Origin of the sequence: Microbacterium sp. NPDC087868 (genome assembly GCF_044900755.1) — a bacterium.
Taxonomy (GTDB): Bacteria; Actinomycetota; Actinomycetes; order Actinomycetales; family Microbacteriaceae; genus Microbacterium; species Microbacterium galbinum.
This window is the reverse complement of the sequence record NZ_JBJDNO010000002.1, coordinates 779,819-803,616: the sequence shown is the minus strand read 5'-3', so window position 1 is coordinate 803,616 and position 23,798 is coordinate 779,819. Positions and strand designations below refer to the sequence as shown.

19 protein-coding genes are annotated in these 23,798 nt (G+C 69.8%); 10 read left to right on the top strand and 9 right to left on the bottom strand.

All coding sequences use genetic code 11. From position 1 onward, the window contains the following. Positions 1 to 47 precede the first annotated feature (47 nt). On the bottom strand, positions 48 to 1,073 hold the full coding sequence (locus tag ACI2JZ_RS09285; RefSeq protein ID WP_404597305.1) for a LacI family DNA-binding transcriptional regulator: 1,026 nt from the start codon (positions 1,071 to 1,073) through the stop codon (positions 48 to 50). Positions 1,074 to 1,255: 182 nt separating this feature from the next. Here ACI2JZ_RS09285 and ACI2JZ_RS09280 point away from each other — a divergent pair, with 182 nt between their 5' ends. The 5 genes from ACI2JZ_RS09280 to ACI2JZ_RS09260 all read left to right on the top strand — a co-directional run bounded on the left by ACI2JZ_RS09280 (position 1,256) and on the right by ACI2JZ_RS09260 (position 7,528). After that, positions 1,256 to 2,554: an ABC transporter substrate-binding protein gene (locus tag ACI2JZ_RS09280; protein ID WP_404597304.1), complete on the top strand. Its 1,299-nt coding sequence runs from the start codon at positions 1,256 to 1,258 to the stop codon at positions 2,552 to 2,554. Between the two features lie 278 nt (positions 2,555 to 2,832). Then, entirely contained in the window at positions 2,833 to 3,738 is a 906-nt protein-coding gene (locus ACI2JZ_RS09275) for a carbohydrate ABC transporter permease (RefSeq protein ID WP_404597303.1), read from the top strand. Positions 3,739 to 3,752: 14 nt separating this feature from the next. Beyond that, positions 3,753 to 4,643 carry a carbohydrate ABC transporter permease gene (locus ACI2JZ_RS09270; RefSeq protein WP_404597302.1) on the top strand — a complete coding sequence of 297 codons (891 nt, stop codon included), beginning with the start codon at positions 3,753 to 3,755 and terminating at the stop codon, positions 4,641 to 4,643. Further along, positions 4,640 to 6,508 carry a glycoside hydrolase family 127 protein gene (locus tag ACI2JZ_RS09265; RefSeq protein WP_404597301.1) on the top strand — a complete coding sequence of 623 codons (1,869 nt, stop codon included), beginning with the start codon at positions 4,640 to 4,642 and terminating at the stop codon, positions 6,506 to 6,508. Before ACI2JZ_RS09270 ends, ACI2JZ_RS09265 begins: the two co-directional genes overlap by 4 nt. Positions 6,509 to 6,802: 294 nt before the next feature. After that, positions 6,803 to 7,528, top strand: coding sequence for a hypothetical protein (locus ACI2JZ_RS09260; protein WP_404597300.1), 726 nt, complete (start codon positions 6,803 to 6,805; stop codon positions 7,526 to 7,528). 87 nt (positions 7,529 to 7,615) lie between these two features. On the opposite strand, the gene ACI2JZ_RS09255 is transcribed toward ACI2JZ_RS09260, so the two are convergent. Next, positions 7,616 to 8,875, bottom strand: coding sequence for a D-arabinono-1,4-lactone oxidase (locus tag ACI2JZ_RS09255; protein WP_404597299.1), 1,260 nt, complete (start codon positions 8,873 to 8,875; stop codon positions 7,616 to 7,618). A 78-nt stretch (positions 8,876 to 8,953) separates the two neighbouring features. Here ACI2JZ_RS09255 and ACI2JZ_RS09250 point away from each other — a divergent pair, with 78 nt between their 5' ends. The 5 genes from ACI2JZ_RS09250 (at position 8,954) to ACI2JZ_RS09230 (ending at position 14,880) form a co-directional block, all read left to right on the top strand. Further along, positions 8,954 to 10,000, top strand: a complete 1,047-nt coding sequence (locus tag ACI2JZ_RS09250; protein WP_247624486.1) for a LacI family DNA-binding transcriptional regulator — start codon at positions 8,954 to 8,956, stop codon at positions 9,998 to 10,000. Positions 10,001 to 10,091: 91 nt separating this feature from the next. Beyond that, entirely contained in the window at positions 10,092 to 11,429 is a 1,338-nt protein-coding gene (locus ACI2JZ_RS09245) for an extracellular solute-binding protein (protein WP_247956944.1), read from the top strand. Continuing rightward, complete coding sequence (locus ACI2JZ_RS09240) at positions 11,426 to 12,364, top strand: carbohydrate ABC transporter permease (RefSeq protein WP_247624484.1); 939 nt, start codon at positions 11,426 to 11,428, stop codon at positions 12,362 to 12,364. The genes ACI2JZ_RS09245 and ACI2JZ_RS09240 overlap by 4 nt, the downstream gene beginning before the upstream one ends. After that, complete coding sequence (locus tag ACI2JZ_RS09235; RefSeq protein WP_404597298.1) at positions 12,364 to 13,299, top strand: carbohydrate ABC transporter permease; 936 nt, start codon at positions 12,364 to 12,366, stop codon at positions 13,297 to 13,299. Before ACI2JZ_RS09240 ends, ACI2JZ_RS09235 begins: the two co-directional genes overlap by 1 nt. Positions 13,300 to 13,344: 45 nt before the next feature. Then, entirely contained in the window at positions 13,345 to 14,880 is a 1,536-nt protein-coding gene (locus ACI2JZ_RS09230; RefSeq protein WP_404597297.1) for an alpha-N-arabinofuranosidase, read from the top strand. Positions 14,881 to 15,022: 142 nt separating this feature from the next. On the opposite strand, the gene ACI2JZ_RS09225 is transcribed toward ACI2JZ_RS09230, so the two are convergent. The 7 genes from ACI2JZ_RS09225 to ACI2JZ_RS09195 all read right to left on the bottom strand — a co-directional run bounded on the left by ACI2JZ_RS09225 (position 15,023) and on the right by ACI2JZ_RS09195 (position 23,723). Further along, positions 15,023 to 16,513: a hypothetical protein gene (locus tag ACI2JZ_RS09225; RefSeq protein ID WP_404597296.1), complete on the bottom strand. Its 1,491-nt coding sequence runs from the start codon at positions 16,511 to 16,513 to the stop codon at positions 15,023 to 15,025. Positions 16,514 to 16,592: 79 nt separating this feature from the next. Further along, complete coding sequence (locus ACI2JZ_RS09220; RefSeq protein WP_404597295.1) at positions 16,593 to 17,177, bottom strand: hypothetical protein; 585 nt, start codon at positions 17,175 to 17,177, stop codon at positions 16,593 to 16,595. Between the two features lie 41 nt (positions 17,178 to 17,218). After that, a complete protein-coding gene (gene eccCa, locus ACI2JZ_RS09215; protein ID WP_404597294.1) occupies positions 17,219 to 20,515 on the bottom strand; it encodes a type VII secretion protein EccCa in 3,297 nt (1,098 codons plus the stop codon). Beyond that, a complete protein-coding gene (locus tag ACI2JZ_RS09210; RefSeq protein ID WP_404597293.1) occupies positions 20,512 to 21,297 on the bottom strand; it encodes a hypothetical protein in 786 nt (261 codons plus the stop codon). Before ACI2JZ_RS09210 ends, eccCa begins: the two co-directional genes overlap by 4 nt. After that, positions 21,297 to 22,640, bottom strand: coding sequence for an EsaB/YukD family protein (locus tag ACI2JZ_RS09205; protein WP_404597292.1), 1,344 nt, complete (start codon positions 22,638 to 22,640; stop codon positions 21,297 to 21,299). The genes ACI2JZ_RS09210 and ACI2JZ_RS09205 overlap by 1 nt, the downstream gene beginning before the upstream one ends. After that, on the bottom strand, positions 22,637 to 22,903 hold the full coding sequence (locus tag ACI2JZ_RS09200) for a hypothetical protein (RefSeq protein ID WP_247624477.1): 267 nt from the start codon (positions 22,901 to 22,903) through the stop codon (positions 22,637 to 22,639). The genes ACI2JZ_RS09205 and ACI2JZ_RS09200 overlap by 4 nt, the downstream gene beginning before the upstream one ends. Continuing rightward, positions 22,896 to 23,723: an FHA domain-containing protein gene (locus tag ACI2JZ_RS09195; RefSeq protein WP_404597291.1), complete on the bottom strand. Its 828-nt coding sequence runs from the start codon at positions 23,721 to 23,723 to the stop codon at positions 22,896 to 22,898. The genes ACI2JZ_RS09200 and ACI2JZ_RS09195 overlap by 8 nt, the downstream gene beginning before the upstream one ends. Positions 23,724 to 23,798 lie beyond the last annotated feature (75 nt).

The following is a 23,798-nucleotide window of genomic DNA, read 5'->3' as shown; positions in this document are numbered from 1 at the left end:
GAAACCCGGTTCCTGAGCGAGCGAAGCGAGACGAAGGGCCACCCGCCCTACCGCCGGGCGATGGTCGAGCCGCGGATGACGAGGCGCACCGGCAGGTGGTGCGAGCCCTCGCCGATGTCGACGCCGTCGATCGCGTCGAACACGCGCTGGGCGGCCTGTCGACCGAGCTGCTGCAGGTTGGCGTCGATGCTGGTGAGCTCGGGCCGCGCGTTGGTGGCGAGCACCTCCCAGTTGTCGTAGCCGATGACGGCGAGGTCGTCGGGCACCGAGCGTCCGAGGTCGCGGGCCGAGTCGAGCACGCCGCGGGCGATCTGGTCGGAGCCGCAGAAGATCGCGTCGATGTCGGGATGCCGCTGCAGCAGCAGGGCGCCGGCATCCCGCCCCCAGTGCTCGGTCCACTCCGAGAACATGGGCTCACCGACGAGTTCGAGCCCGGCTTCGCCGAGCGCGGCGCGGGCCCCGGCCAGGCGGTCTTGCGCGGCGGCGTACGAGGGCTCGCCGGAGATGTGCGCGATGCGGCGGCGCCCGCACGCGAGCAGATGCTCGATCGCGAGGCGTCCCCCGGCGTAGTTGTCGGGCGTGAGCGAGAGGTCGCGCGGGTCGTCGGACGGCGCGTACGCGTAGACGACGGGCACGGGCAGGTCCTGCCCGAGTGAGGGCCGCGGGTCGGTCTGGCGGCCCACGACGATGATCCCGTCGACGCGCCGGCTGAGCAGTTCGCGCAGGTGGTGCTGCTCGCGGATGCTGTCACCCCGGGCGTCGCAGAGGAAGACGTTGATGCGCCCCGCCCCGAACGCGTCTTCGGCACCCATGAGGATCGGGATCATGAAGCGGCCCTCGAGGTCGCTCGTGAGGAGGCCGACGGTGCCGGTGCGTCCGGCGAGCAGGCCGCGCGCCATGGCGTTGGGCGTGAACGAGAGTTCGTCCGCCGCGGCGAGCACGCGGGTGCGGGTGGCGGCGGCGACGTCGCCGCGGTCGTTGAGCGCCTTGGATGCCGTCGCGGTCGACACGCCCGCCAGGCGGGCGACGTCGCTGAGCGTCGTCGTCTTGCCCGCTGACTCGTTCATTGCCATCACTCGCCCCCTGAAGGTTGCTGAAAGGTTATCGGACGATCTCTTGACCGCGCGCCGAACTTCACGATATACCTTTTCGAAAGGGGTTTCGGAGATTTCGAAAACCGCCCCTCAGATCGACCTCGACACCGCCGTCGCCCGACGACAGCATCCGCTCACCGAAGAGTCCTGGAGGCAATCCCATGCACATCACCCGACCCCGTGCATTCAGACGCACGGTCACCGTCCTCGCCGTCACCGGCCTGCTCGTCACCCCGCTCGCGGCCTGCGCCGCCGGCGGCGACGACACCGGCCCCGCCGAGCCCATCCCCGCCGAGGGCGTCGACGACGGCTCGACGCTCACGCTCTGGACCCGCGCTCCGATCGAGCGCCAGGCCAACCTCCTCGTCGACGCGTACAACGCCTCGCACGAGAACCAGGTCGAGCTGACGGTCGTCCCCAACGACGACTACGTCGCGAAGGTCGGCGCCGCCGCCGGGTCGAGCGGACTGCCCGACCTGTTCGCCGCCGACATCGTCTACGTGCCCAACTGGGTCGAGCAGGGCCTGTTCCAGGACCTGTCCGAGCAGATCGACGGCCTCGACTACAAGGACGCGATCAACCCGGGCCACCTCTCGGCCGGCACCCTCGACGGCAAGGAGCACGTGCTGCCGTTCGCCCTCGACCTGTCGATGCTGTTCTGGAACAAGGAGCTCTTCGCCGAAGCGGGCCTCGATCCCGAGAAGGCCCCCGCGACGCTCGAGGAGTTCTCGGCGGCGGCGCAGGCCGTGCAGGCGCTCGACAAGCCCGACGTCTACGGCACCGCCACCGGCCTCAACTGCGGCGGATGCCTCGTCTTCACCTGGTTCCCGTCGATCTGGGCCTCGGGCGATCAGGTCATGAACGACGACGGCACCGAGTCGCTGCTCGGCAGCGACAGCGCACAGGCCGTGTACGACACCTGGGCCGAGCTGCAGGATGCCGGAGCGGTGCTGCCCTCGTCGACCGACGAGACCGGCCCCACGTGGACGGCCGCGTTCAGCGAGGGCAAGGTCGGCGTCATGCCGTTCCCCGCGACCCTGCTGCCCTCGCTCGAGTTCGACGCCGGAGTCGCCGGCATTCCCGGAGTCGACGGCGGCGCCTCGACCTTCGTCGGCGGCGACGGGATCGGCGTCTCGAAGGACTCGAAGAAGTCCGCGCAGGCCTGGAACTTCCTGCAGTGGATGATGTCGGAGGAGGCCCAGGTCGAGGTGCTCGCGAAGGACGGCAACGCCGTCTCGCGCTCCGACCTCGCCGACAACGAGTACGCCGCCGCCGACCCGCGGCTCGTCACGATCAACGAGGTCGCCGCACAGGGCAGCACCCCGGTGGCGATGAACTTCCAGCAGGCGTTCAACGCCCCCGGCAGCCCGTGGCTCACGCTCGTGCGCAACGCCGTGCTGAACGGCGAGGACTCGGTGCCGGCCGACAACGAGGAGATCACGGCGATCCTGTCGCAGTGATCCACCGGTGGGGTGGCGTCCGCGCCCCCCCCCCCCCCCCCCCCCCCCCCCCCCCCCCCCCGGCCCCAACAAAGACGAAAAAGTCCCCGATTAACACGCACCCACCCGCGGGGGCCCACCGCGGGGGTGAGGGGGGCGTCCGGGGGGCCGCCCTACACGGTGTAGATCCGGGGTACGGTGTCGCCTTTTACCCGGGGGGGGGGGGGGCCCCCCCCCCCCCACCGCACCCCTCGCCCGCCCCCGCCTCCCGGCCACGACACTCGACGAAAGAGACCGAGATGACCTCGACCGCACCACCGCTGCGCCGCCGCCGCGCGCGCACCGGCTTCGGCGGCCCCGTGCAGGGCTGGCTGTACGCCGCGCCGACGGCGATCTTCGTCGCCCTGCTGTTCGTGGTGCCCCTGGCGCTGGTACTGCAGATGTCGGCATCCGATTGGCCGCTGCTCAGCGGCAACCAGGGGCTCAACTTCCCCGAGAACTACGCGGATGCCGTCACCCACCGCCTCTTCTGGGACTCGGTGCGCTTCACCCTGCTGTACACGGTCATCACGACCGTGATCCTCATCGCGCTGGGCCTCGGTCTCGCCCTGCTCGTGCAGGAGTCGACGCGCTGGAAGGGGTTCCTGCGCACGGCCTTCCTGATCCCCAGCGCCCTCGGCCTGGCATCCGCCTCGCTGCTGTTCTACGTGCTGTACTCCCCGATCGCCGGCCCCTTCGCCGACCTGATGAAGTCGTGGGGAATCACGTTCCTCGGCACCCCCGACGGAGCGCTGTGGTCGACGATCTTCCTCATCGTCTGGCGCTACGCCGGGTTCTACATGCTGCTGATGCTCGTGGGCCTGCAGGGCATCCCCGACGACGTCTACGAGGCGGCCCGCATCGACGGGTCGAGCCGCTGGCAGACCTTCCGCTACATCACCGTGCCGCTGCTGAAGCCGACCTTCGCGCTCACCACCGTGATGTGCGTGACCGGGTCGCTGCTCGCGTTCGAGCAGTTCTACATCCTCACCAAGGGCGGCCCCGACAACAGCACCATGACGGTCGTGCAGCTCATCTACAACGTCGCCTTCCAGGGCCAGAACAGCCTCGGAATCGCCGGCGCGCTCTCGGTGATCGTGCTGCTCGCCCTCATCGTCATCAACGTCTTCCAGCTGCGCGCGTTCCGCCGCGCGGATGAGAACTGAAACGAGGATCCGCCATGTCTCAGACACTCACCCGCACCATCGTCGCTCCGCACAGCCCACCCACCTCCCCGCGCTACCGGTCGAAGGCCGCGCGCGTGGTCTACGGCATCCCATACTGGGTCTTCACGAGCGCCCTCGCGGTGATCTTCCTGTACCCGCTCATCTGGACCGGCGTCTCGTCGGTCAGCCCGATGGCCGGCACCAGCCAGACCGACGGCTGGGGCTTCGGCAACTACGCCGCCCTCGGCGAGTACCAGGCGGGAATCTGGGTCTACCTCGGCAACTCGCTGTTCGTGTCGGTGCTCACGGTCGCGCTCACGCTCTTCATCTCGCTGCTCGGCGGCTACGCGTTCGCCCGGTTCTCGTTCCCCGGCAAGAACGCGCTGTTCCTGCTGACGCTCGCGATCCTCATGGTGCCGTACGCCACGCTCCTGATCCCGCTGTACGTGATCCTCAACGCGGTCGGCCTGCAGAACTCGCTCGTCGGGGTCGCGCTGGTGATCACGATGTTCCAGCTGCCGTTCTCGATGTTCATGATGCGCATCTCGTTCGAGTCGATCCCGAAGGAGATGGACGAGGCGGCGATGGTCGACGGATGCTCCAGCTGGGGGGCCCTATGGCGGGTGCTGCTGCCGGCGGTGAAGCCGGGGCTGGTGACGGTCGGCCTGTTCGCCTTCCTCACCGCGTGGAACGACTTCATGGCCCCGCTGATCCTCATCAACGACACGAACCGCATGACGCTCCCGCTCGCGGTCGCGAACCTCCGAGGGCAGGTGCAGGGCGTCGTCGACTACGGCGCCACCGAGGCCGGGGTCGTGGTGCTCGCGCTCCCCTGCATCCTGCTGTTCCTGATCCTCCAACGACACTACGTGCGCGGCTTCATGTCGGGCGCTTTCAAGGGATGACCATGCTCGACACCACCGCACCGGCCGCGCCGGTCGTTCCCACCCGCGGGCGCCTGCGCCCCCTCGGCCTCGACGAGGTGCGCATCACCGGAGGATTCTGGGGCGAACGCCAGGCCGTCAACGGCGAGGCGACGCTCGCGCACATCGAGTCACGCCTCGAGAGCGAGGGCTGGCTGCCGAACTACGACCTCGCGGTCGCCGGCACCCTGCCCGACGGACGCCGCGGACGGGAGTTCTCGGACTCCGAGATCTACAAGTACCTCGAGGCGCTGGCGTGGGAGATCGCCCGAACGGATGCCGCGGCCGACGCGCCTCTCGAGCAGCGGTTCCGTCGGGTCGTCGCCCGTATCGCCGAAGCGCAGGAGCCCGACGGCTACCTGAACACGATGTTCGGACGCCCGGGGCAGGCACCGCGCTGGTCGGACCTGGAGTGGGGCCACGAGCTCTACTGCCTGGGACATCTCTTCCAGGCGGCGGTCGCCCGTCACCGCACGCGGCCCGACGCCGACGACGGCCTCATCGAGGTAGCCCGCCGCGCGGCCGAGCTGGTGTGCCGCGAGTTCGGCCCGGAGCGGCGCGACGCAATCTGCGGTCACGCCGAGGTCGAGGTCGGTCTCGCCGAACTCGGGCGCGCACTCGGCGAGCAGCGCTTCATCGACCAGGCCGCCCTCTTCGTCGAACGGCACGGGCACGGCTCGCTGCGCGAGATCGAGTGGGGGCAGGAGTACTTCCAGGACGACGTGCCGGTGCGGGAGGCGACGGCTCTGCGCGGCCACGCCGTGCGGGCGAACTACCTGTCGGCCGGGGCGACGGACGTCGCGGTCGAGCGATCGGATGCCGATCTGCTCGACGCCCTGCGCGCCCAGTGGGACCGCACGGTCGAGCGGCGCACCTACGTGACCGGCGGGCAGGGCTCGCACCACCAGGACGAAGCGTTCGGCGAGGACTGGGAGCTGCCGCCCGACCGCGCCTACTCCGAGACCTGCGCGGGGATCGGCTCGATCATGTTCTCGTGGCGCCTGCTGCTCGCGACCGGCGAGCCCCGGCACGCCGACCTCATCGAGCGCACGCTGTTCAACGTGGTCGCGACCTCTCCGGCATCCGACGGGCGCGGCTTCTACTACGCCAACACGCTGCATCAGCGGGTTCCCGGCGTGCCCGCCGACCCCGACGGCACCTCGAAGCGCGCCTCGTCGTCGCTGCGGGCGCCGTGGTTCGAGGTGTCGTGCTGCCCGCCGAACGTCGCCCGCACGTTCGCGAGCCTCGCCGCGTACCTCGCGACCGCCGACGACGACGGCGTGCAGCTGCACCAGTACGCGCCGGCCTCCGTGCGTACGACGCTGCCCGACGGGCGACGCGTGACATTCGACGTCGAGACGGGATACCCGGCCGATGGCGGCATCCGCATCACCATCGCCGAAGAGGTGGAGTTCACGCTCACTCTGCGGGTTCCGGAGTGGGCGACGGATGCCGTGGTGCGCGTCTCGACGGGCGACGGGGGGGCGGAGCATCCGGCCGCGCCCGGGGTCTTCTCCGTGCGCCGAGCTTTCCGGACGGGCGACGTCGTCGACCTGGTGCTGCCGCTGACGGTGCGTGCGACGGTTCCGCATCCGATGGTGGATGCCGTGCGCGGCAGCATCGCGATCGAACGCGGACCCGAGGTGTTGGCACTCGAATCGGTCGATCTCGGAGCGGACGTGGGAGAGGGCGTCGTCGCGGGCAACCCCGTCGAGGCGGGAGGTCGGGTGACGCTGCCGGTGCGGTTGCGCTCGACCGGTGACGTCGTCGACGCGCCTCTCGTGGCGTACCACGACTGGGCCCGCCGCGGCCCCTCGACCATGCGGGTGTGGGTGCCCGTCGAGTAGTGGCCCTTCATCTCGCTCGCTTGCGCCACACCACTGCGCGCATGTCCCGCGGGCGCCGCACATGAACCGGGGCGAGAAGCCTGCGGCCAAGCAGCGATCGCAGCGCACACTGTTCGATCGGACGTGAGCCAAGCCAAGGTCGTGGTCATGCGTCTCCAGGCACCGGTCGGATTTGCCACCGTTCCGCCGCAACGCTCTGAGTTGGAGAGCGCTGCGGCAATCGCATCCCCGCTGCCCGACTGCGCTCATTGCCATCTCCCGATAGAGCTGGCGCGCGCGTGCAAGACTTATCGAATGTCGCGTCGCCCCGACAACCTGTCGCACCCCGTTACCGACGAGAAGGAAGCTAAGCTGCTGGCGCTTCTCGACACGCCCGAAGCGCGCGCGCTCCAGGAGGATCTCGTCGAAAGCATCCTTCGCAGCGCCGCTCGCCTAATCATCCTCCGCGGCGATGTCGATGCCGCCACAGTCACGTTGGATGAGTTGCGGACACTCGCATGGCGTGAATTCCGGACCCACTGGGCATCGGGCACGTTTCAGGTCGCTCCCGTCGTCGACCACAGCAGCACAATTCTGGAAGATGCACGCAGATTTGCGGCGGACGGAAACCTAGAGTACGCCTTCGTCTTCTACGGGTTGCACCTGGAGCATCTCCTTAATCGATCCATCCGAGACGGCGGCGTCCGGCGCTCACTCTCGGAAGCCGAGACTATTGAGGTCATGAAGCGGTCGATTTACGACAAGACTGGAACCCTCTGGTTGCTGCTCTTCGAAGAGCGAATGCCCGAGGAATTGTCGCGGGATATCCGCGCCGTCGCGAACGTTCGCAATCAGTTCGCGCACTACAAATGGACACCGGAACAGAGCTTCGAGCTGTCGCCAGATGAGAGTGAAAGCAGGGCTGCGGCAGCACTAGAGACTGCGGAGCGCGCCGCGCTCGGCCTTCAGCGTTACGCCGACGAACTGATTCTTCCCGCCGAGAGTGAAGCCTTTGATTGGCTATCCGCTACAAGCGGATAAGCAGCGCAACCGAATGCGCAATCCCAGGTCAGCACTCACCGCCTTCTCCGAGGCTTCACGAGACATATAAGCGACCAGACGACGGCCCTACAGCCCGAGCCGCTCCAGATACGGGTTGACGAGACGCCGCTCCGGGTCGAAGCGCGCGGCCAGCGCGGCGAAGTCGTCAAAACGCGGATACCGTTCGCGCACCTCGGCGGCGTCGAGCGCGAACACCTTGCCCCAGTGCGGGCGGGCGGTGGGCGGCAGCGCCGCTTCGAGCGTCGGCAGGAACGCGCGCACGGCTGCTTCGTCGGGCTTCCAGGTGAAGTGGATGCCGACGGCCTCCGTGCCGTGCGACGAACTCAGCCAGAGGTCGTCGGCCTTCACCGTGCGGATCTCGTTCACCAGCAGCAGCGGAGAGATCTGCCCGGCGAGCGAGCGCACGGCTTGGATCGCGGCGACGGCGTCGGCGCGGGGCACGAGGTACTCGCTCTGGATCTCGGCACCGGCCGAAGGGGTGAACTCGAGCTTGAAGTGCGCGAGCCGCTCGAACCACGGCCCGGGCGCGCCGAGCTGTTCGGTGCACGCGACGGGGTCGACGCCGAGGATCGGATGCCGCTTGCTCGCCGCAGCTTCGGCCCCCAGGCTCTCGAACAGGGACTCGCGGGCGGCCTCGCGCGCCTCGGGGAGGCGCTGCTTGACCCAGATCTGGTCGGCGACGTCGGTGTGCTGCCAGGTCGAGAAGACGCTGACGCTCGTGCCGATGCCGGTGACCGCTTCGAGGTCGGTGAGGATCGCGTCCCACGACGGGTGCTCGAAGACGTGCTGCGCGACGTCGTAGGTCGGCTCGACGTCGAGGGTGAGGTCGACGACCGCGCCGAGGGCGCCGAGACTCACGACCGCACCGTCGAAGTCGACGTCGCCGCGACGCAGCTCGCGCGTCTCGCCACCCGGGGTGACGATCGTGAGGGCGCGCACGGCACTCGCGAGAGAGCCGATCGCGTCACCGGAGCCGTGGGTTCCGGTGGCGACGGCACCGGCGACGGAGATGTGCGGCAGCGAGGCGAGGTTGGCGAGCGCGAGCCCCTCGGCGGCGAGCAGCGGGGCGATGTCGCCGTAGCGCAGTCCTCCGGCCACCCGCACGGCGTCGCGCTCCGGGCTCACCTCGAAGACCGCGGGCAGTCGGTCGAGGGCGATCAGCGCACCCTCGGTGTCGGCGATGTCGTTGAAGCAGTGGCGCGAGCCCAGCATCCGCACCGGTCCACCCTGCGCGAGCAGCGCCCGCAGCGCGTCGATCGACGTCGGGTGCTCGACCCGGGATGCCCGATAGGTGAGGTTGCTCGCCCAGTTGCGTTCGTTGCCCATCGCGCCAGCATAGCCAGGAGCACATCCTCTACAACGATGTACTGCGGCGGATGACGACCCCGCCGGTAGGCTGACCGCATGACGACGATCCCGCCGCGCCGCGCGACGATGAAAGACGTCGCCGCTCTCGCCGGCGTCTCGCCGAAGACGGTCTCGAATGTCGTCACCGGCACCGTCCCCGTGAACGACGACACGCGCTCCAAGGTCGAAGCGGCGATGGCGCAGCTCGACTTCGTGCCGAATCTCAGCGCCCGCGGGTTGCGCAAGGGACGCTCGGGGATCATCGCCGTCGCCCTCCCCGATCTTGCGACCGCGTTCTCGGCCGAGCTCGTGCACCGCATCGTCGAAGCCGCGCACGAGCGGGGGCTGGCCGTGCAGATCGAGGAGACGGCATCCGAGCCCGAGCGTGAGAAGGAGCTGGTCTCCCGCGCCCGCGCCCACCTCGTCGACGGCCTGATCCTCAACCCCATCCGTCTCGAGGACAGCGTGCTCAAGTACGCCGACCGCCTGCCGCCGCTCGTCGTGATCGGCGAGGTCGAGCAGAACCGCGCCGATCATGTGCGCATCGACAGCCGGCTCGCCGCCGCCGACGCCACGCGGCACGTTCTCGCGCGCGGCGCCCGGCGGATCGCGGTGGTCGGCGCCGACGACGACCCCTCGGTCGCCACGGCGACGAGCCGCCTGCGACTCGAGGGCGTGCACGACGCACTGCGGGAGGCCGGCATCCCCCGCGACCCCGCGCTCGAGGTCAATCGCCTGCCGTGGGAGATGGCGGGCGGGGCGGATGCCGTGCGCACGCTGTTCGAGCGCGGCGTCGCCTTCGATGCGATCGTCGCCTTCACCGACTCCCTCGCCCTCGGCGCCCTGCACGCCCTGCACGACCGCGGTGTACGCGTGCCGGAGGACGTGATCGTCACGGGCTTCGACGACGTCGAGTTCTCGAAGTACACCTCGCCCTCACTGACGACCATCGCGTTCGACCGTCGGGCCTTCGCGGTCGCCGCCCTCGGCCTGCTCGAGACCCGCATGGACGACCGGGCCGCTCCCCCGCGGGCGCTGACACTGTCGCATCATCTCCTCGAGAGAGACAGCACGAAGGCCGCACCGCTCGGCTACCGCCCTTAGGACCCTGTATTCGTTCGGATCGCACGCTTGCGCCCGCGATTACATCGATGTAATGATGAGGCGTCCACCATCCGGTCACGAAGGAGTGACGATGACGCCCCCGCTCGATCTGTCCCGCCGGCAGTTCCTCACCGCCGCCACGCTCACCGCCGGCGCAGCACTGCTCGCCGGCTGCTCCCCTCTCTCCCCCACCGGCTCTCGCACCGAGACCCTCCAGTTCTGGCACCTGCTCTCGGGAGGCGACGGCGTGACGATGTCGTCGCTGCTAGACGGCGTGAACTCGGCGCAGTCCGACTACCGCATCCGCCCCACCGTGCTCGCCTGGGGCACGCCGTACTACACGAAGCTCGCGATGGCGGGCGCCGGCGGACGCGCCCCCGACGTCGCGATCATGCACGCCACCCGCGTGAACGGCTGGGCCCCCGGCGGGCTCCTCGACGCCTGGGACGTCGACCGCCTCGCCGAGCTCGGCGTCGATCGCTCCACCTTCCCCGGCCCGATCTGGGAGAAGGGCTTCGTCGGCGACCGGCTCTTCAGCGTCGCCCTCGACGCCCACCCCTTCGTGCTCATGTTCAACACAGACATCTGCGACGCCGCGGGGGTGCTCGACTCGGACGGCACGCTGCGTGAGACCTCGTCGCCCGAGGAGTTCGTCGACCAGCTCCGCGAGGTCGGCGCCCAGGCTCCCGATCACGCCCTGTCGTTCGGCTACCTCGGCGATGGCGCCCAGATGTGGCGCCTGTTCTACGGCCTCTACGCGCAGCACGGCCTGCAGATCGAACTGCCCGTGGGCGGCAAGGCCGTGATCGACAAGGATGCCGCGGTCGAGGCGCTCCGCTTCATGCAGACGCTCCTCGACGGTGAGATCGCGGCCGCGCGCGCCGACTACGGCGGAGCCGTGGCCGAGTTCGCGACCGGCAAGAGCGGCATGCTCATGACCGGTGTCTGGGAGCTGCGCACGATGCAGGCCGCGAACCTGCCGTTCGATGCGACCACGATCCCGACCCTCTACGGCACACCGGCGGTGTACGCCGACTCGCACTCCTTCGTGCTGCCGCACCAGGCGAACGCGAACGACGAGCGCCGCGACCTCGTGTACCGCTTCGTCGCCGACATGCTGAAGGACTCGTTCCAGTGGGCCGAGGCCGGGCACATCCCCGCTTACCTCCCCGTGACCTCATCGCCCGCCTACGACGACCTCGTGCCCCAGGCGCACTACGCCTCGGCCGCCGACCACGTCGTCTACGACCCGACCGCGTGGTTCACGGGCTCCGGCTCGAGCTTCCAGGGCGAGTTCGGTGCCGCGGTGCAGAACGTGCTCCTCTCGGGCGCCGATCCGGCCGCCGCGATCGACCGCTTCGAGGCGCGCGTGAACACGCTGCTGCGCCAACCCAATCCGGCCGACCCCGAAGGGACGTGGAAGTCATGACCTCGACCGCCACCCGCACCCTCGTCACCGGCGGGGCATCCGATTTCCGTCTCCGCCGCGCCGGCTCCCGCAAGCGCGAGCAGCTCATCAGCTGGGCTTTCCTGGTTCCGTTCCTCATCGCCTTCGTGCTGTTCCTGGCATGGCCGATCCTGCACGGCATCTATCTGAGCTTCACCGACCAGTCGCTCACGGGCGCCGGCGGAGGGTTCGTCGGCTTCGCGAACTACGCCGAAGCCCTCGTCGATCCCGTCATGTGGCAGTCGATGTGGAACACGGTGTGGTTCACGCTGCTGTCGACCGTGCCGCTCGTCGCCGTGGCGCTGCTCATGGCGGCACTCGTCGACCGCGGCCTGCCCGGGCAGTGGCTCTGGCGGCTGTCGTTCTTCATGCCGTACCTGCTCGCGTCCACCGTGATCTCGCAGATCTGGGTGTGGATCTTCAACCCGCAGATCGGCGCGGCCAACAACATCCTGAAGTTCTTCGGTCTCGAGCCGATCGCGTGGCTGCAGAACTCCGACACCAACATGCTGTCGATCGTGATCGCGACGGTGTGGTGGACGGTCGGGTTCAACTTCCTGCTCTACCTCGCGGCCATGCAGAACATCCCCCCGCAGCAGTACGAGGCGGCATCCCTCGACGGGGCCGGCGCCTGGCGCCAGTTCTGGTCGATCACGCTCCCGCAACTGGGACCGGCCACGGTGCTGATCCTCATCCTGCAGATCCTCGCGTCGCTGAAGCTGTTCGACCAGGCGTACCAGATGCTCGGCGGTGTCGCGAGCGACACCACGCGCTCGATCGTGCAGTACATCTACGAGGCCGGCTTCGTGAACTACCGCTTCGGATACTCCGCGGCGATCTCGTACGTCTTCTTCGCCCTCATCGTCATCATCGGCGTCGCGCAGGCCCTGGTCACGCGTCGCAAGAAGGAGCAGTGATGTCCTCCGCCACCCTCATCCCCACCGAGTCCGCATCCGACGACCACACCCGCACGCTCACCGTTCCCCGCCACCGGCGCACCGCGCGCCCGAAGCTCCCCGGCCAGAAGCCGTTCTCGCCGCTGCGCATCGCCGCGTTCGTGGTGCTGGCGCTCCTCGCGATCGGATGGCTGCTGCCGTTCCTCTGGGCGGTCGCGACCGCCTTCAAGACCGAGACGGATGCCGCATCCGGCGATCCCGGATGGATCGGCGCGAGCGGCCCCACTTTCGAGGCGTTCACGGCGATCCTCTCGCAGGGCAACGTGTACGTCTGGGCGCTCAACAGCCTGTGGACCTCGGTCGCCGTCACCCTCATCACGCTGACGATCTCGGCTCTGGCCGCCTACGCCTTCTCGCGGCTCGACTTCACCGGCCGCAAGTGGTTGTTCGTCGTGATCATCGCCTCGATCGTCGTGCCGCCGCAGGTGCTGATCATCCCGCTGTTCTACGAGATGCTCGCGTTCAACCTGATCGACACGCACTGGGGTCTGATCCTGCCGCAGGTCGTGGCCCCGGCGATGGTGTTCATCCTCAAGAAGTTCTTCGACGCGATCCCGATCGAGCTCGAGGACGCCGCCCGCGTCGACGGCGCCAGCCGCCTGCGCATCTTCTGGTCGATCGTGCTGCCGCTGTCGCGGCCGATCCTGGCATCCGTGGCGATCTTCGTGTTCATCGGAGCGTGGAACAACTTCCTGTGGCCGTTCCTCGTCATCAACGACACCACGCTCATGACGCTGCCGGTCGGGCTCCAGACCGTGATCAGCGCCTACGGCGTGCAGTACGCGCAGGTCATGGCCCAGGCCGTGCTCGCCGCGCTCCCGCTCATCGTCGTGTTCCTCATCTTCCAGAAGCAGATCGTCAAGGGAGTCGCGACGAGCGGCTTCGGCGGTCAGTGATCCCGCACCCCCGCACCCCGGCATCCGCCGCAATCAAGGAGAGCAATGTCTCACGCCCGCATCACCATCGACCGCGACTTCACCATCGCCGACGTTCCCCGGAGGCTCTTCGGGTCCTTCGTCGAGCACATGGGGCGCTGCGTGTACACCGGCATCTACGAGCCGGGGCACCCGCAGGCCGATGAACGCGGATTCCGTCAGGACGTTCTGGCCCTGGTGAAGGAGATGGGGCCGACGGTCGTGCGGTACCCGGGCGGCAACTTCGTCTCGGGCTACCGCTGGGAAGACGGCGTCGGCCCGGTCGAGGACCGCCCGGTGCGCATCGACGGCGCCTGGCACACGATCGAGACCAACGCCTTCGGCCTGCACGAGTTCATGGACTGGGCGAAGGAGGCCGACGTCGAGGTGATGGAGGCGATCAACCTCGGCACCCGCGGCGTCGAGGAGGCCCGTGCACTCGTCGAGTACGCCAACCACCCGGGCGGCACGTACTGGTCGGACCTGCGCCGCAAGAACGGCGCCGAGCAGCCCTTCGACATCAAGCTGTGGTGCCTGGGCAACGAGCTCGACGGGCCGTGGCAGATCGGCGGCAAGACCGCTGCCGAGTACGGCCGTCTCGCGCAGGAGTCGGCCAAGGCCATGAAGCTGGTCGACTCGTCGATCGAACTCGTGGCGGTCGGGTCGTCGAGCAGGTCGATGCCGACGTTCGGGTCGTGGGAGCACACCGTGCTCACCCACGCCTACGACGAGGTCGACTTCGTCTCGATGCACGCGTACTACCAGGAGCACGACGGCGACACCGAGTCGTTCCTCGCGGAGTCGGTCGACATGGACGGCTTCATCGAGGGCGTCATCGCGACGGTCGACGCCGTGAAGGCCGCCGGCAAGCACACCAAGCAGGTCGACATCTCGTTCGACGAGTGGAACGTGTGGGATCAGCGCAAGTACAACGACGTCGAGGCGGGCGAGATCGCGAAGGCCGGCTGGCGCGAGCACCCGCGCCTCATCGAGGACACCTACTCGGTGACGGATGCCGTCGTCGTCGGCACCCTGCTCAACAGCCTGCTGCGGCACGGAGACCGCGTGCGCATCGCCAACCAGGCGCAGCTCGTGAACGTGATCGCGCCGATCCGCTCGGAGGAGAACGGTCCGGCCTGGCGCCAGACCAGCTTCTGGCCGTTCGAGCGGATGGCGCGGCTGGCGAAGGGGCGCATCCTGCGCCTCGCCGTCTCGGCCTCGCAGATCGCGACGAAGCGCTACGGCGATGTCGACTCGGTCGATGCGGCCGCCACGTGGGACGAGGAGACCGGACGCCTGGTCGTGTTCGTGGCCAACCGCTCGCTCGACTCGGCGAACGACCTGACGATCGACCTGCACGGCCTCGGCGACCTCCGCGTGGGTCAGGCCGAGACGCTCACGATCCCCGAGGGCGGCGACCGCCGGACCGCCAACCTCGAGACGACCCCCGACACCGTGCACATGGTGCCGCTCGCCGCCGCCGAGATCGTCGACGGCACGGTGCGCGCGACCCTGCCGGCCCTGTCGTGGTCGGTCATCGAGCTCGAGGTGACGCGCGCCTGACGGCGCCTCTGGGGCCGTGAGCCACCCCGGGTCCCTGAGCCACCCCCGGGTCCCTGAGCCTGTCGAAGGGACCGGACCACAGAAAGGCCCGGCATCCATCTCGGATGCCGGGCCCTTTCGCATGCGAGAGCGGATGCCGCGACTACTCCCAGACGACCTGCGGGGTCTCCGCGGCGAAGTCGACCTTAGGGGACAGCATCCCCGCGCCGAAGAGCACCTCGAACGCACCGCGCTCACCGGCGGCATTCTGCCCCTCGAGCGTGATGTCGGTGCGGAACGACTCGTAGGTCGAAACGACCGCGCGGTCGCTGACCTCTCCGACGAGGGCGGCGAGCGACGCCTCGCCCTCGGCGGTGAGGGCGCGGGTCACGGTTCCGTCGACGGGGCTGAAGCCGTCCTGCTCGAGGCCGGTGACGTCCATGCCGCAGGGGGTCGCGAGAGTCTTCATCGCCAGGCACTCGCGCAGCGAGGCGGTGACCAGTTCGCGGAACGATGCCACCCCCGTCTCGCTCAGCACGGGACGCAGCATGCTCGCCGCCTCTTCGCTCTTCTCGTCCGCGACGAGAAGCGTCGTCTCGCCCTCGATCGTGAACTCTTCGAGGCTCGTCGCGAACTCGTACATGCCCGGGAAGACCAGGGCGTCCTCCGAGATCTCCACCCCGTTCACCGTGAGGCCGATGTCGTCGAACCCGTAGGTCGAGATTCGCGCGCCTCCGTTGTACATGGTGATGTCACCGTCGTACTCGCTCTGGTACATCTCGAACTCGCGCGTCACCTCGGTGCCGCCGACCGTGAAGGTCGCGGGCACGACGACGTCGCTGTACTCGCCCTCCTCGGCCTCGCCGACCTCGATATCGTCGATGGCGCCCAGCTCGAGGGAGGCCGCGAGCACTTCGTCCGTGAGGAGCGCATCGCTGTAGGACGAGGTGTCGACGTACTTCCGCGCCGTCTCGGCATCGCCCTCCGAAAGTGCGGTGAGGTACTCCTCGACCCACTCCTCCGGGGTGGCCGCGGGCTGCGCGGGCTCGCCGTTCGAGCCACCTCCGGCGTCACCGCCGCGACCCGCCAGCGGGATGATGATGGCCAGGGCGATCACGAGCAAGACGACGACTCCCGCCGCGATGATGCCGATGAGCGCACCGAGCGGAAGCTTCTTGTTCGGGCCGATCTCCGGCCCTGCCGGCGGAAAACCCGGCGCGGACTGGCCGTAGGGCTGTCCGGGTGCAGGCTGGCTGTAAGGCTGGCCCGGCACGGGCTGACCGTAGGGCTGTCCGGGTGCAGGCTGGCCGTAAGGCTGGCCCGGCGCGGGCTGACCGTAGGGCTGGCCCGGTGCGGGCTGGCCGTAGGGCTGTCCGGGTGCGGGCTGGCCGTCGGTCAGCCCCGGAGCGGGCTCGCCGGGTGCGTTCGCCGAGGCGTGGCCGGGAGCGTGCCGCGGATCCGCGGGCGGGAGGGAGTGTCCGCCGGGGACGTACTCCGAGCCATCCGGGCCGGTCGGCGGCGTGGTCGGGGGAGCGTCCGGGCCGTCCGACGGGGTGGGCGGCGCGGGCGGTGGCGTGCGGACCGCGTCCGACGCGGAATCGGCCGCCGCCGGGTCGTTGGGCTGGGGAGTCTCCGGTGTCTCGTGTTCACTCACAGATACAGCATAATGTCCTCGTTTGCGGCATATCGGGATGCCTGGCATGCCCCGCCGGAGCCATATCCGTACGAGGCGCTCACTTCTCGAATGCGAACCGCGCGACCTGCACGAGGGTCGCCCCCGAACCACGACGCACGAACCGCCCGCGTCCCGGCACCATCTGCTCGGCGTACACCTTCGCCAGCAGCGGGCCCTCGCCCCGATCACCGCTCATCACCAGCGTCGATCCGCCGGTGTCGCGCAGCGCCTGCAGCGACGTGTCGAACATCGCCCGCGATGCCCCCAGCACCGGCCGGGTGAGCACGACGTTCAGGCCGAGGTCGCGCGCCGAGGCGAGGTACGGCAGCAGCGGCCGCAGCGGCTCGGTGCCGCCCGCCGCCAGCACGTCGAAGTCGTCGATCACCACGAGAATCCTCGGCCCCGATGCCCTCGCCGCCTGCCGCTTGTCGAGCTCGATCGCGATCGACTCCGCGAGCTGGCGCGCCAACGGAGCGGTGGCGGCGTGCCCGCCGAGGTAAGGCTCGGGCACCTCGTCTGCGAGATCGCCGCGCACATCCATGAGTGCGATGACCAAGTCGTCCGGTGTGTGGCCCGCGAGCGCGCCCCGGACGATGCCCCGCAGCACGGTCGTCTTGCCGCACCCGGTGTCTCCGAGCACCATCAGGTGAGGGTCACTACGTGCGAGATCGAGCGAGAACGCCTTCATCGTGTCCTGCCGCAGCCCCAGGAGATGATCGACGGATCGATCCCGGCATCCGCAAGCGTCTGCGGGTCGAGGTCCTCCGGGAGCAGCCGGATCGGCGCCGCCTCCGGCCCCGCCCACGACTCCGCGGACTGCCGCGCGAGCGCTTCCAGCATCTCGCCGACGCCCACCGAGTCGTCGTCCTCGAGCACCGGCAGCGCCACCTGCGCGAACTCCGAGGCATCCGTCAGTGCGCGCCCTGGTTCATCGCGCCGCAGCGACGACGAGAGCTTGCGCGAGACCTGCGAGTCGCTCGGGTCGTTGAGCCCCAGTTCGATCCGTGTGCCGATCACTCCCTGCTGCGGCGAGCGCAGATCGTTCCAGCGATTGAGCGTGACCACGACGTGGATGCCGAAGCTGCCGCCGCAATCGAGGAGACGCTGCAGCGCACCCTCGTACTCCTCGAAATCGGTACGCAGCGTCGCATAGCCGTCGACGAGCAGCACGACATCGGCCGAGGGCAACTGCGGGAGTTCCCCGGCGGCGTGCCGGCGACGCAGCTCATCTACCGAGTCGATCCCCTCTGCGCGGAACGCCTGCTCGCGCACCTCGAGCATGGTCGTGAGTTCTTCAAGCACGCGACCCACGCGCTCCCGATGCCCGCGCGTCGCGACACCACCCACGTGCGGGAATCCCTCGATGCGTGCGAGGCCGCCGCCGGTGAGGTCGAGTCCGTACACGCTCACCTGGCGCGGTGTACGGGTCACCGCGATCGACGCCGCGACCGTTCGCAGGAAGGTCGAGCGACCGGACTGCGGTGCGCCCATCACGCTGACATGCCCGCCGGAGCGGGTCAGATCGAGCCTCCACGGATGCTGCCGCTGCTGCACCGGTTCATCGAGCAGACCGATCGGAATGCTCAGCCCCGCGGCATCCTCGATCGCACCGCTCGACGGCAGCAGCCCACCGAGCGTGACCCGCGTGGGAAGGGGCGGTAACCACACCGGACGCGTGCGGACCGCGCCCTTCGCGAGCCGCTCGACGGCCACGTCGACCACTGTCCGCTCGGGCGGCATGTTCTCCGTCGCGGAGATCTCCTGCACCGCCGCAGCCCCGTCGGCCTCGACCTCGGGGAGCGGCTGCACGACGTCGTACGCGGAGATCATCCTCATCCGTGGCACCTCGGTCGTCTCGACCGGCCGATCCCGGAGGTCGTCGACGGGCCCCGAGACATAGCCCGCGCGCAGTCGGGTGTAGATCGAGGTGTCGACCTTGAGATAGGCGTAGCCGGGGATCGCCGGCAGGTGGAACGCGTCCTGCGTGTCGAGCACCATGGCGCTCTCGGCGGCCGAGAACGTGCGCAGCCCGATCCGATACGACAGGTAGGTCTCGAGGCCGCGGAGCTTGCCCGCCTCTATCCGCTGGCTCGAAAGCAATAGGTGCACACCGATCGAGCGGCCGATGCGTCCGATCGTGAGCAGCAGATCGACGAACTCCGGCTCGGCGGTGAGGAGCTCGCCGAACTCGTCGATCACGAGGAACAGATGGGGCAACGGCGGTAACTCGGGCCGACTGCGTCGGAGCTGCCGGTACTGCGTGATCGATGCCGAGTTGTCGGCGGCTTTGAGGAGCTGCTGGCGGCGCACGACCTCCCCGTTGATGCTCGCGCGCGCTCGCTCGGTGAGCTGCGGATCGTCGGCGAGGTTGTCGATGATCCCGGCGACGTGCGGGAGACGCGCGAACGGCGCGAACGCCGCCCCGCCCTTGTAATCGACGAGGATCATGCTGAGGTCATCCGGCCCGTGCGTGGCCGCGAGCCCGAGCACGAGGGTGCGCAGCAGCTCGCTCTTGCCCGACCCCGTCGCACCGATGCAGATGCCGTGCGGCCCCATACCGAGCTGCGCGGATTCCTTGAGGTCGATGAGCACCGGAGCGCCCGTGTCGTCGACTCCGATCGGCACGCGGAGGAAGTCCGCGGAGGAGCGCGGCGCCCACGCCTGACGCGGATCGATCTGCGCCACGTCGCCGAGGCCGAGGAGTTCGCCGAGGTCGGGCGCCACCGCATCGGTCGCCTCCGCCGCCGTCGCCCTGCTCATCCGCAGCGCAGCGAGCGGACGCGCGACCGTCTCGAGCAGCGCCTGCCCGACGGCGTCCGCCGCGCAGAGCATCGGGCCCCCCGGCTCGGCCGGGTTCTCGATCGCGCAGCCGGCCGCATCGACCGCGACGCGGGCGACGACGTGCTCGGGCTCCTTGAGGCGATCGTCGACGATGTGCACGATCGTGATGCCGAGGTCGGCGGCGTCGAGCACCGGGTCCCAGCGCGGCGGAGTCGTCGCGTACCCGTCGCCCTCATCGACGAAGAGCACGAGCCGCACCGGCCGGATGCGGCGTCCGGCCCGGCGTGCCGCCGTCGTGGCGGCCACACGATCCCGCAGTTCCGGCGCGATCAGAGCGAGCAGGTCGTCGAGCGTCGGCGCGATGCGGCGCGCCAAGGGCTGATCGGCGGCAGGGCGCGGCGCTCCTGCGTGCGGGAGCAGGTCGAGTCCGCGCCAGTCGCCGAGGGCGGATGCCGGGACCACGGCCGCGAGGTGCACCTCGTCGGGAGAGTGGAACGTCGCGATCTGCACCGCGATCGATCGCGCCACCTGCAACGCCCGCGTCCGGTCGCCGACGATCGCGTACTGCCCGCCCGTCGAGAGGTCGATCGTCGCCGGCATCCCCTGCACCACTCCCGCGGAGCGCACCAAACGCTCGGCGGCCGCCTTCATGATCGGGTCGTACGGCTGCACCGGATTCGATTCCTCGGGCAGCACCACCGGGAGCACCGCGAGGTCGCCGGTGCCGATGCGCACCTGCAGGAAGTCGGGGTCGGAGGGGCGGCATTCCCAGCGACGCGCCGGGTCGTGCCCGAGCTCGACGAGCGCCGAGGGCGACGGATGCCGGGTGAGCGCCGCCCGCCGCACGTGCGCCACTCGGTCGCGCTGCTCGGCGCGGACGTGCTCGAGGTGGTCGAGATAGCGTTCTCGCTGCATCCGACGCTGACGTGCCGCGTTTCCGCGCGTCGTGAAGGCCATGCCGATGCCGCCGACCAGAGCGACGACGAGGATCACCGCGCCGATCACGACGAACATCGGGTTACCCCGGAGGAGCACCATCATGGTGATCGACGAAAGGCTGCCGACGATCGGCAGCACCGACTGCAACGGGAAACCGGCGGCGTTGTCGTTGCTCGCCGGCGGCGCGGTGAGCACGATGCCCTCCGGGGGTTCCGCCGGGAGGACGGCCCGAGCAGGACGATGGACGATGGACTGCGTCATGCGTCGACCTTCCCGATGAGGGTCCCCGCGAGACGAAGCAGGGCCTGGCGCGCCCGGAAGGATCGCGCCGGCTCTCCCCCGGCCAACCCCGTATCGTGCGGCACGACGATCACCGGCTGCTCGGTCTGCGCCGCGATCACCGCGGGAACCCGTCGCGATTCCCTGCTCGCATCGACGAGGGCGACGACCGCCCGCGGACTCCCCGGCAGGGCGTCGATCGCCTCGACCACGACCCGGGCCAGTTCCGCCCCCTCGCGCCGTGCGGGGGCGACGACGCAGACCGCATCGCAGAGCCCGGCGATCTCGCCGATCTCACGATCGGGATCACGCGGACCGAAGTCCGCGATCACGACGTCGTGGAAGCGCATGATGGGTGAGACCTCACGCTCCCACGCGGCGACCGGGCGGGCCCCGGCATCCGACGGCCGGGCCCCGAGCACACCCGACGTCATCTGCAGCAGCTGCCGAGCGTCGCCGCTCGTGCGGAACAGGCGTCGGTCCCGACGCGGTGATGTCTCGACGATCCCGAGCCGCCGGGCGAGATCGCCCTCGGGCGAGAGGTCCGCGACGAGCGGTGGAGCAGCGCGCCGTCGAGCCACGAGGCGTCCGATCTCACCCGCGACGGTCGTCGCACCGGCTCCGGCGGAGAGCTGGACGAAGCCGATCCGACGGACCGTGCTCATCGGTCGGGTGATCGCCGCGTCCCACGCCGCGAACCGGGTGAGGAGCGCTGCACCGCTGCCGAACATCGCCAGGGAGATCGCCCCGCGGTCGAGCGGCATCACGCGCCCCCTCCGAACAGTGCGAGCAGATCGGCGTAGATCCCGAAGACCCCCACCGCCATCGGCACGATCGCGATCACGGCAGCGGTCTCCAGCGCGTCGCCGAAGGAGCGGAGCCGCGCTCGCTGATGCGCTTTCGGGCGGGCGAGCCCGGCGATGGCCGCTGTCACGCCGATCACCACGGCACCGGCGACGACGGTCCACCCGAGCGAACCGTTCACGATCAGGGTCGCCGCGGCGACGGCGGCGATGCCGATCCCGGCCGCCCAGAGCAGGAAGCCCTGCGACCGGAGCGGGAACGCCCGCGATCGCAGCAGCACCACAAGCGCGAGCGACGCCGCGAGGAGCCTCGGCCAGACGGCATCCGTCATCCAGAGGACGATGCCGCAGAGGACGAGCACCGCGGCCAGCACCGCCACGACCCAGTCGAGGGTGCGATACGCGTCGGACACGGCGCCCAACGCGGCGGGTCTCGGCAGATCGGCGCTCTCGGCCGCCCGATGGTCGAGGCCCGTGAGACCGGAGGTCGAGAGCGCGAGCCACGGCACGAGTCCGAGGAGCACGGCGGCGACGACGCCGATCACCGCGGCGGCCTGATCGTGGCGCATGCCCATCGCCAGTGCCGTCAGCAGCGGCACCGTCAGCACGATCCCCAGGGCACCGCCGACCATCGCGCCACGCGAGCCCCGCGCGACCCCTCCCCCGATCAGGAGCACCGCCGACCAGGCGAGCGTGACCCAGAGAGCGGTGATCGGAAGGACGGATGCCGGGTGCGTCGCGGCCTGCGCAGCCGCCGCGTGCAGCGCGGCAGGCGCGCCCGCCCCCACCGCCGCGGTCGCCATGACGGCCGCCGGCCGACGTCGACCGAACAGACCGAATCCCACGGCGCAGACGAGAAGCAGGCCGAGCAGACCGAAGCGCGCGGCGCCGCCGGCGACGCCGTCGAACGGCACCGCGATCGACGCGGCAGCCGCGGACAGCGCGACGACGACCGCGCTGACGGCGGCCCTCGATGCGTCGCTCCAGCGGTCGTTGCGGTTCTCGAGCTCGTCGGCGAGCACGTCGACCACGTCGATGACCATCGGTGGCGGCGGCGCGGAGTCGAACGGGAGCAGGCGCAGCACCGAACCGTCGACGAGACTCTGCTCACGGGCGGAGCGCTCGAGGTCGAGCGAGTCCCCGATCGCGGTGACGAGCGCGAGGGGGCGTCCGCCGGCACCGGAGGGTTCCGCCAGGGCATCGATCAGCTGCGGCAGCAGACTGCCGAGCGGGTCATCGCTCGACACCGCGATCTCGACGCGCCGAGACGAACCCCGAACGCTCAGGCGCGTGTAGTCGCTCACACCGGCTCCTCTTCGATGATGCTGATCGACGCGTTCTGCCGCGCCTTCCCGGCCGCCTGCGCCTGGAGCAGGTCGGTGACGAACGAGATGCCGACGCACACCGCGCAGGCGAGCGCCGCCACGATGAGGGAGGCGATGAATCGGCGGACATTGTCGTTCACCGTGCGTCGATCCGAGATGCGCCCGTGCAGCAGTGCCGAACCGAGCCGGAAGCGCTGCGTGCGCGCCTCCTCGATGAGGGCGCGATCGCGGAGGTCAGGCATAGTGCCCTCCTCGGGAGTCTTCGTCGCATTCATCGGCCACATCAGAGGCACCCCGGCGATCTCGGCGGGAGCCGGCGATCGTGAGGCTGCGATCCCCCAGCCGGAGCACGGCATCCGCGGGCATGCGCGTCGGCACGAACGGGTCGAGCGACGCGCATTCCACGCCGACCTCCATCGCCGTCCCGTTGGCGGAGCCGAGGTCGGTGACCCACACGCTCTCGCCGTCCCATTCGAGCCGGGCGTGGGTCTTCGACAGCGTGCGCGAGAGGTCCGGCCAGGAGAATCGATGCTCGCCCCGGGCATCCGTCGTCGGGTTCCTGCCGACCACCAGAGCGCGCGCGAACGGGAGTCGCTGACCCGAGTCCAGCAACGCGACGGTGTTCGTCGCCGGCGCGGGCGGATGCTGCGCGGCGGCGCGCTCGGGGAACCGGTAGAGCGCCACGGCGGAGGAGATCGGATCGCGACCGCGACGGATGTCGAGCACCCGGAGCCGACGACCGACGAGGTCGGCGACGAGGAGGCGTCCGGAGGGGCATCCGCTCGACCGCTCGACGATGCGGAGCCCGAACATCCGGGCGCCGAGCGTACGCCCGTCGTAGGCGAGGGCGATCACCTGACCGCCTGCGATCCCCAGCGCGAGCAGCACGAGCCCCGCACCCGCGAGAGGCTCCCCTGCCGCAGACGTCAGCACGGCGCAGATCATCGGCACGAACACCGTGAGGGTGTCAGATACCAGGGCGGGACACCATGCCCTGGTATCGGCTCGCACGCTGTAGACGAACGCGTCGAGGCCGCCATCCGTCTTTCCAGCCGTGCTCATGACCCCCCTTTATGGAGTGCGCCCCACGCGCGCCCACGGTCGGCGAGTTTATACATATGAGGACACCTCGCGATG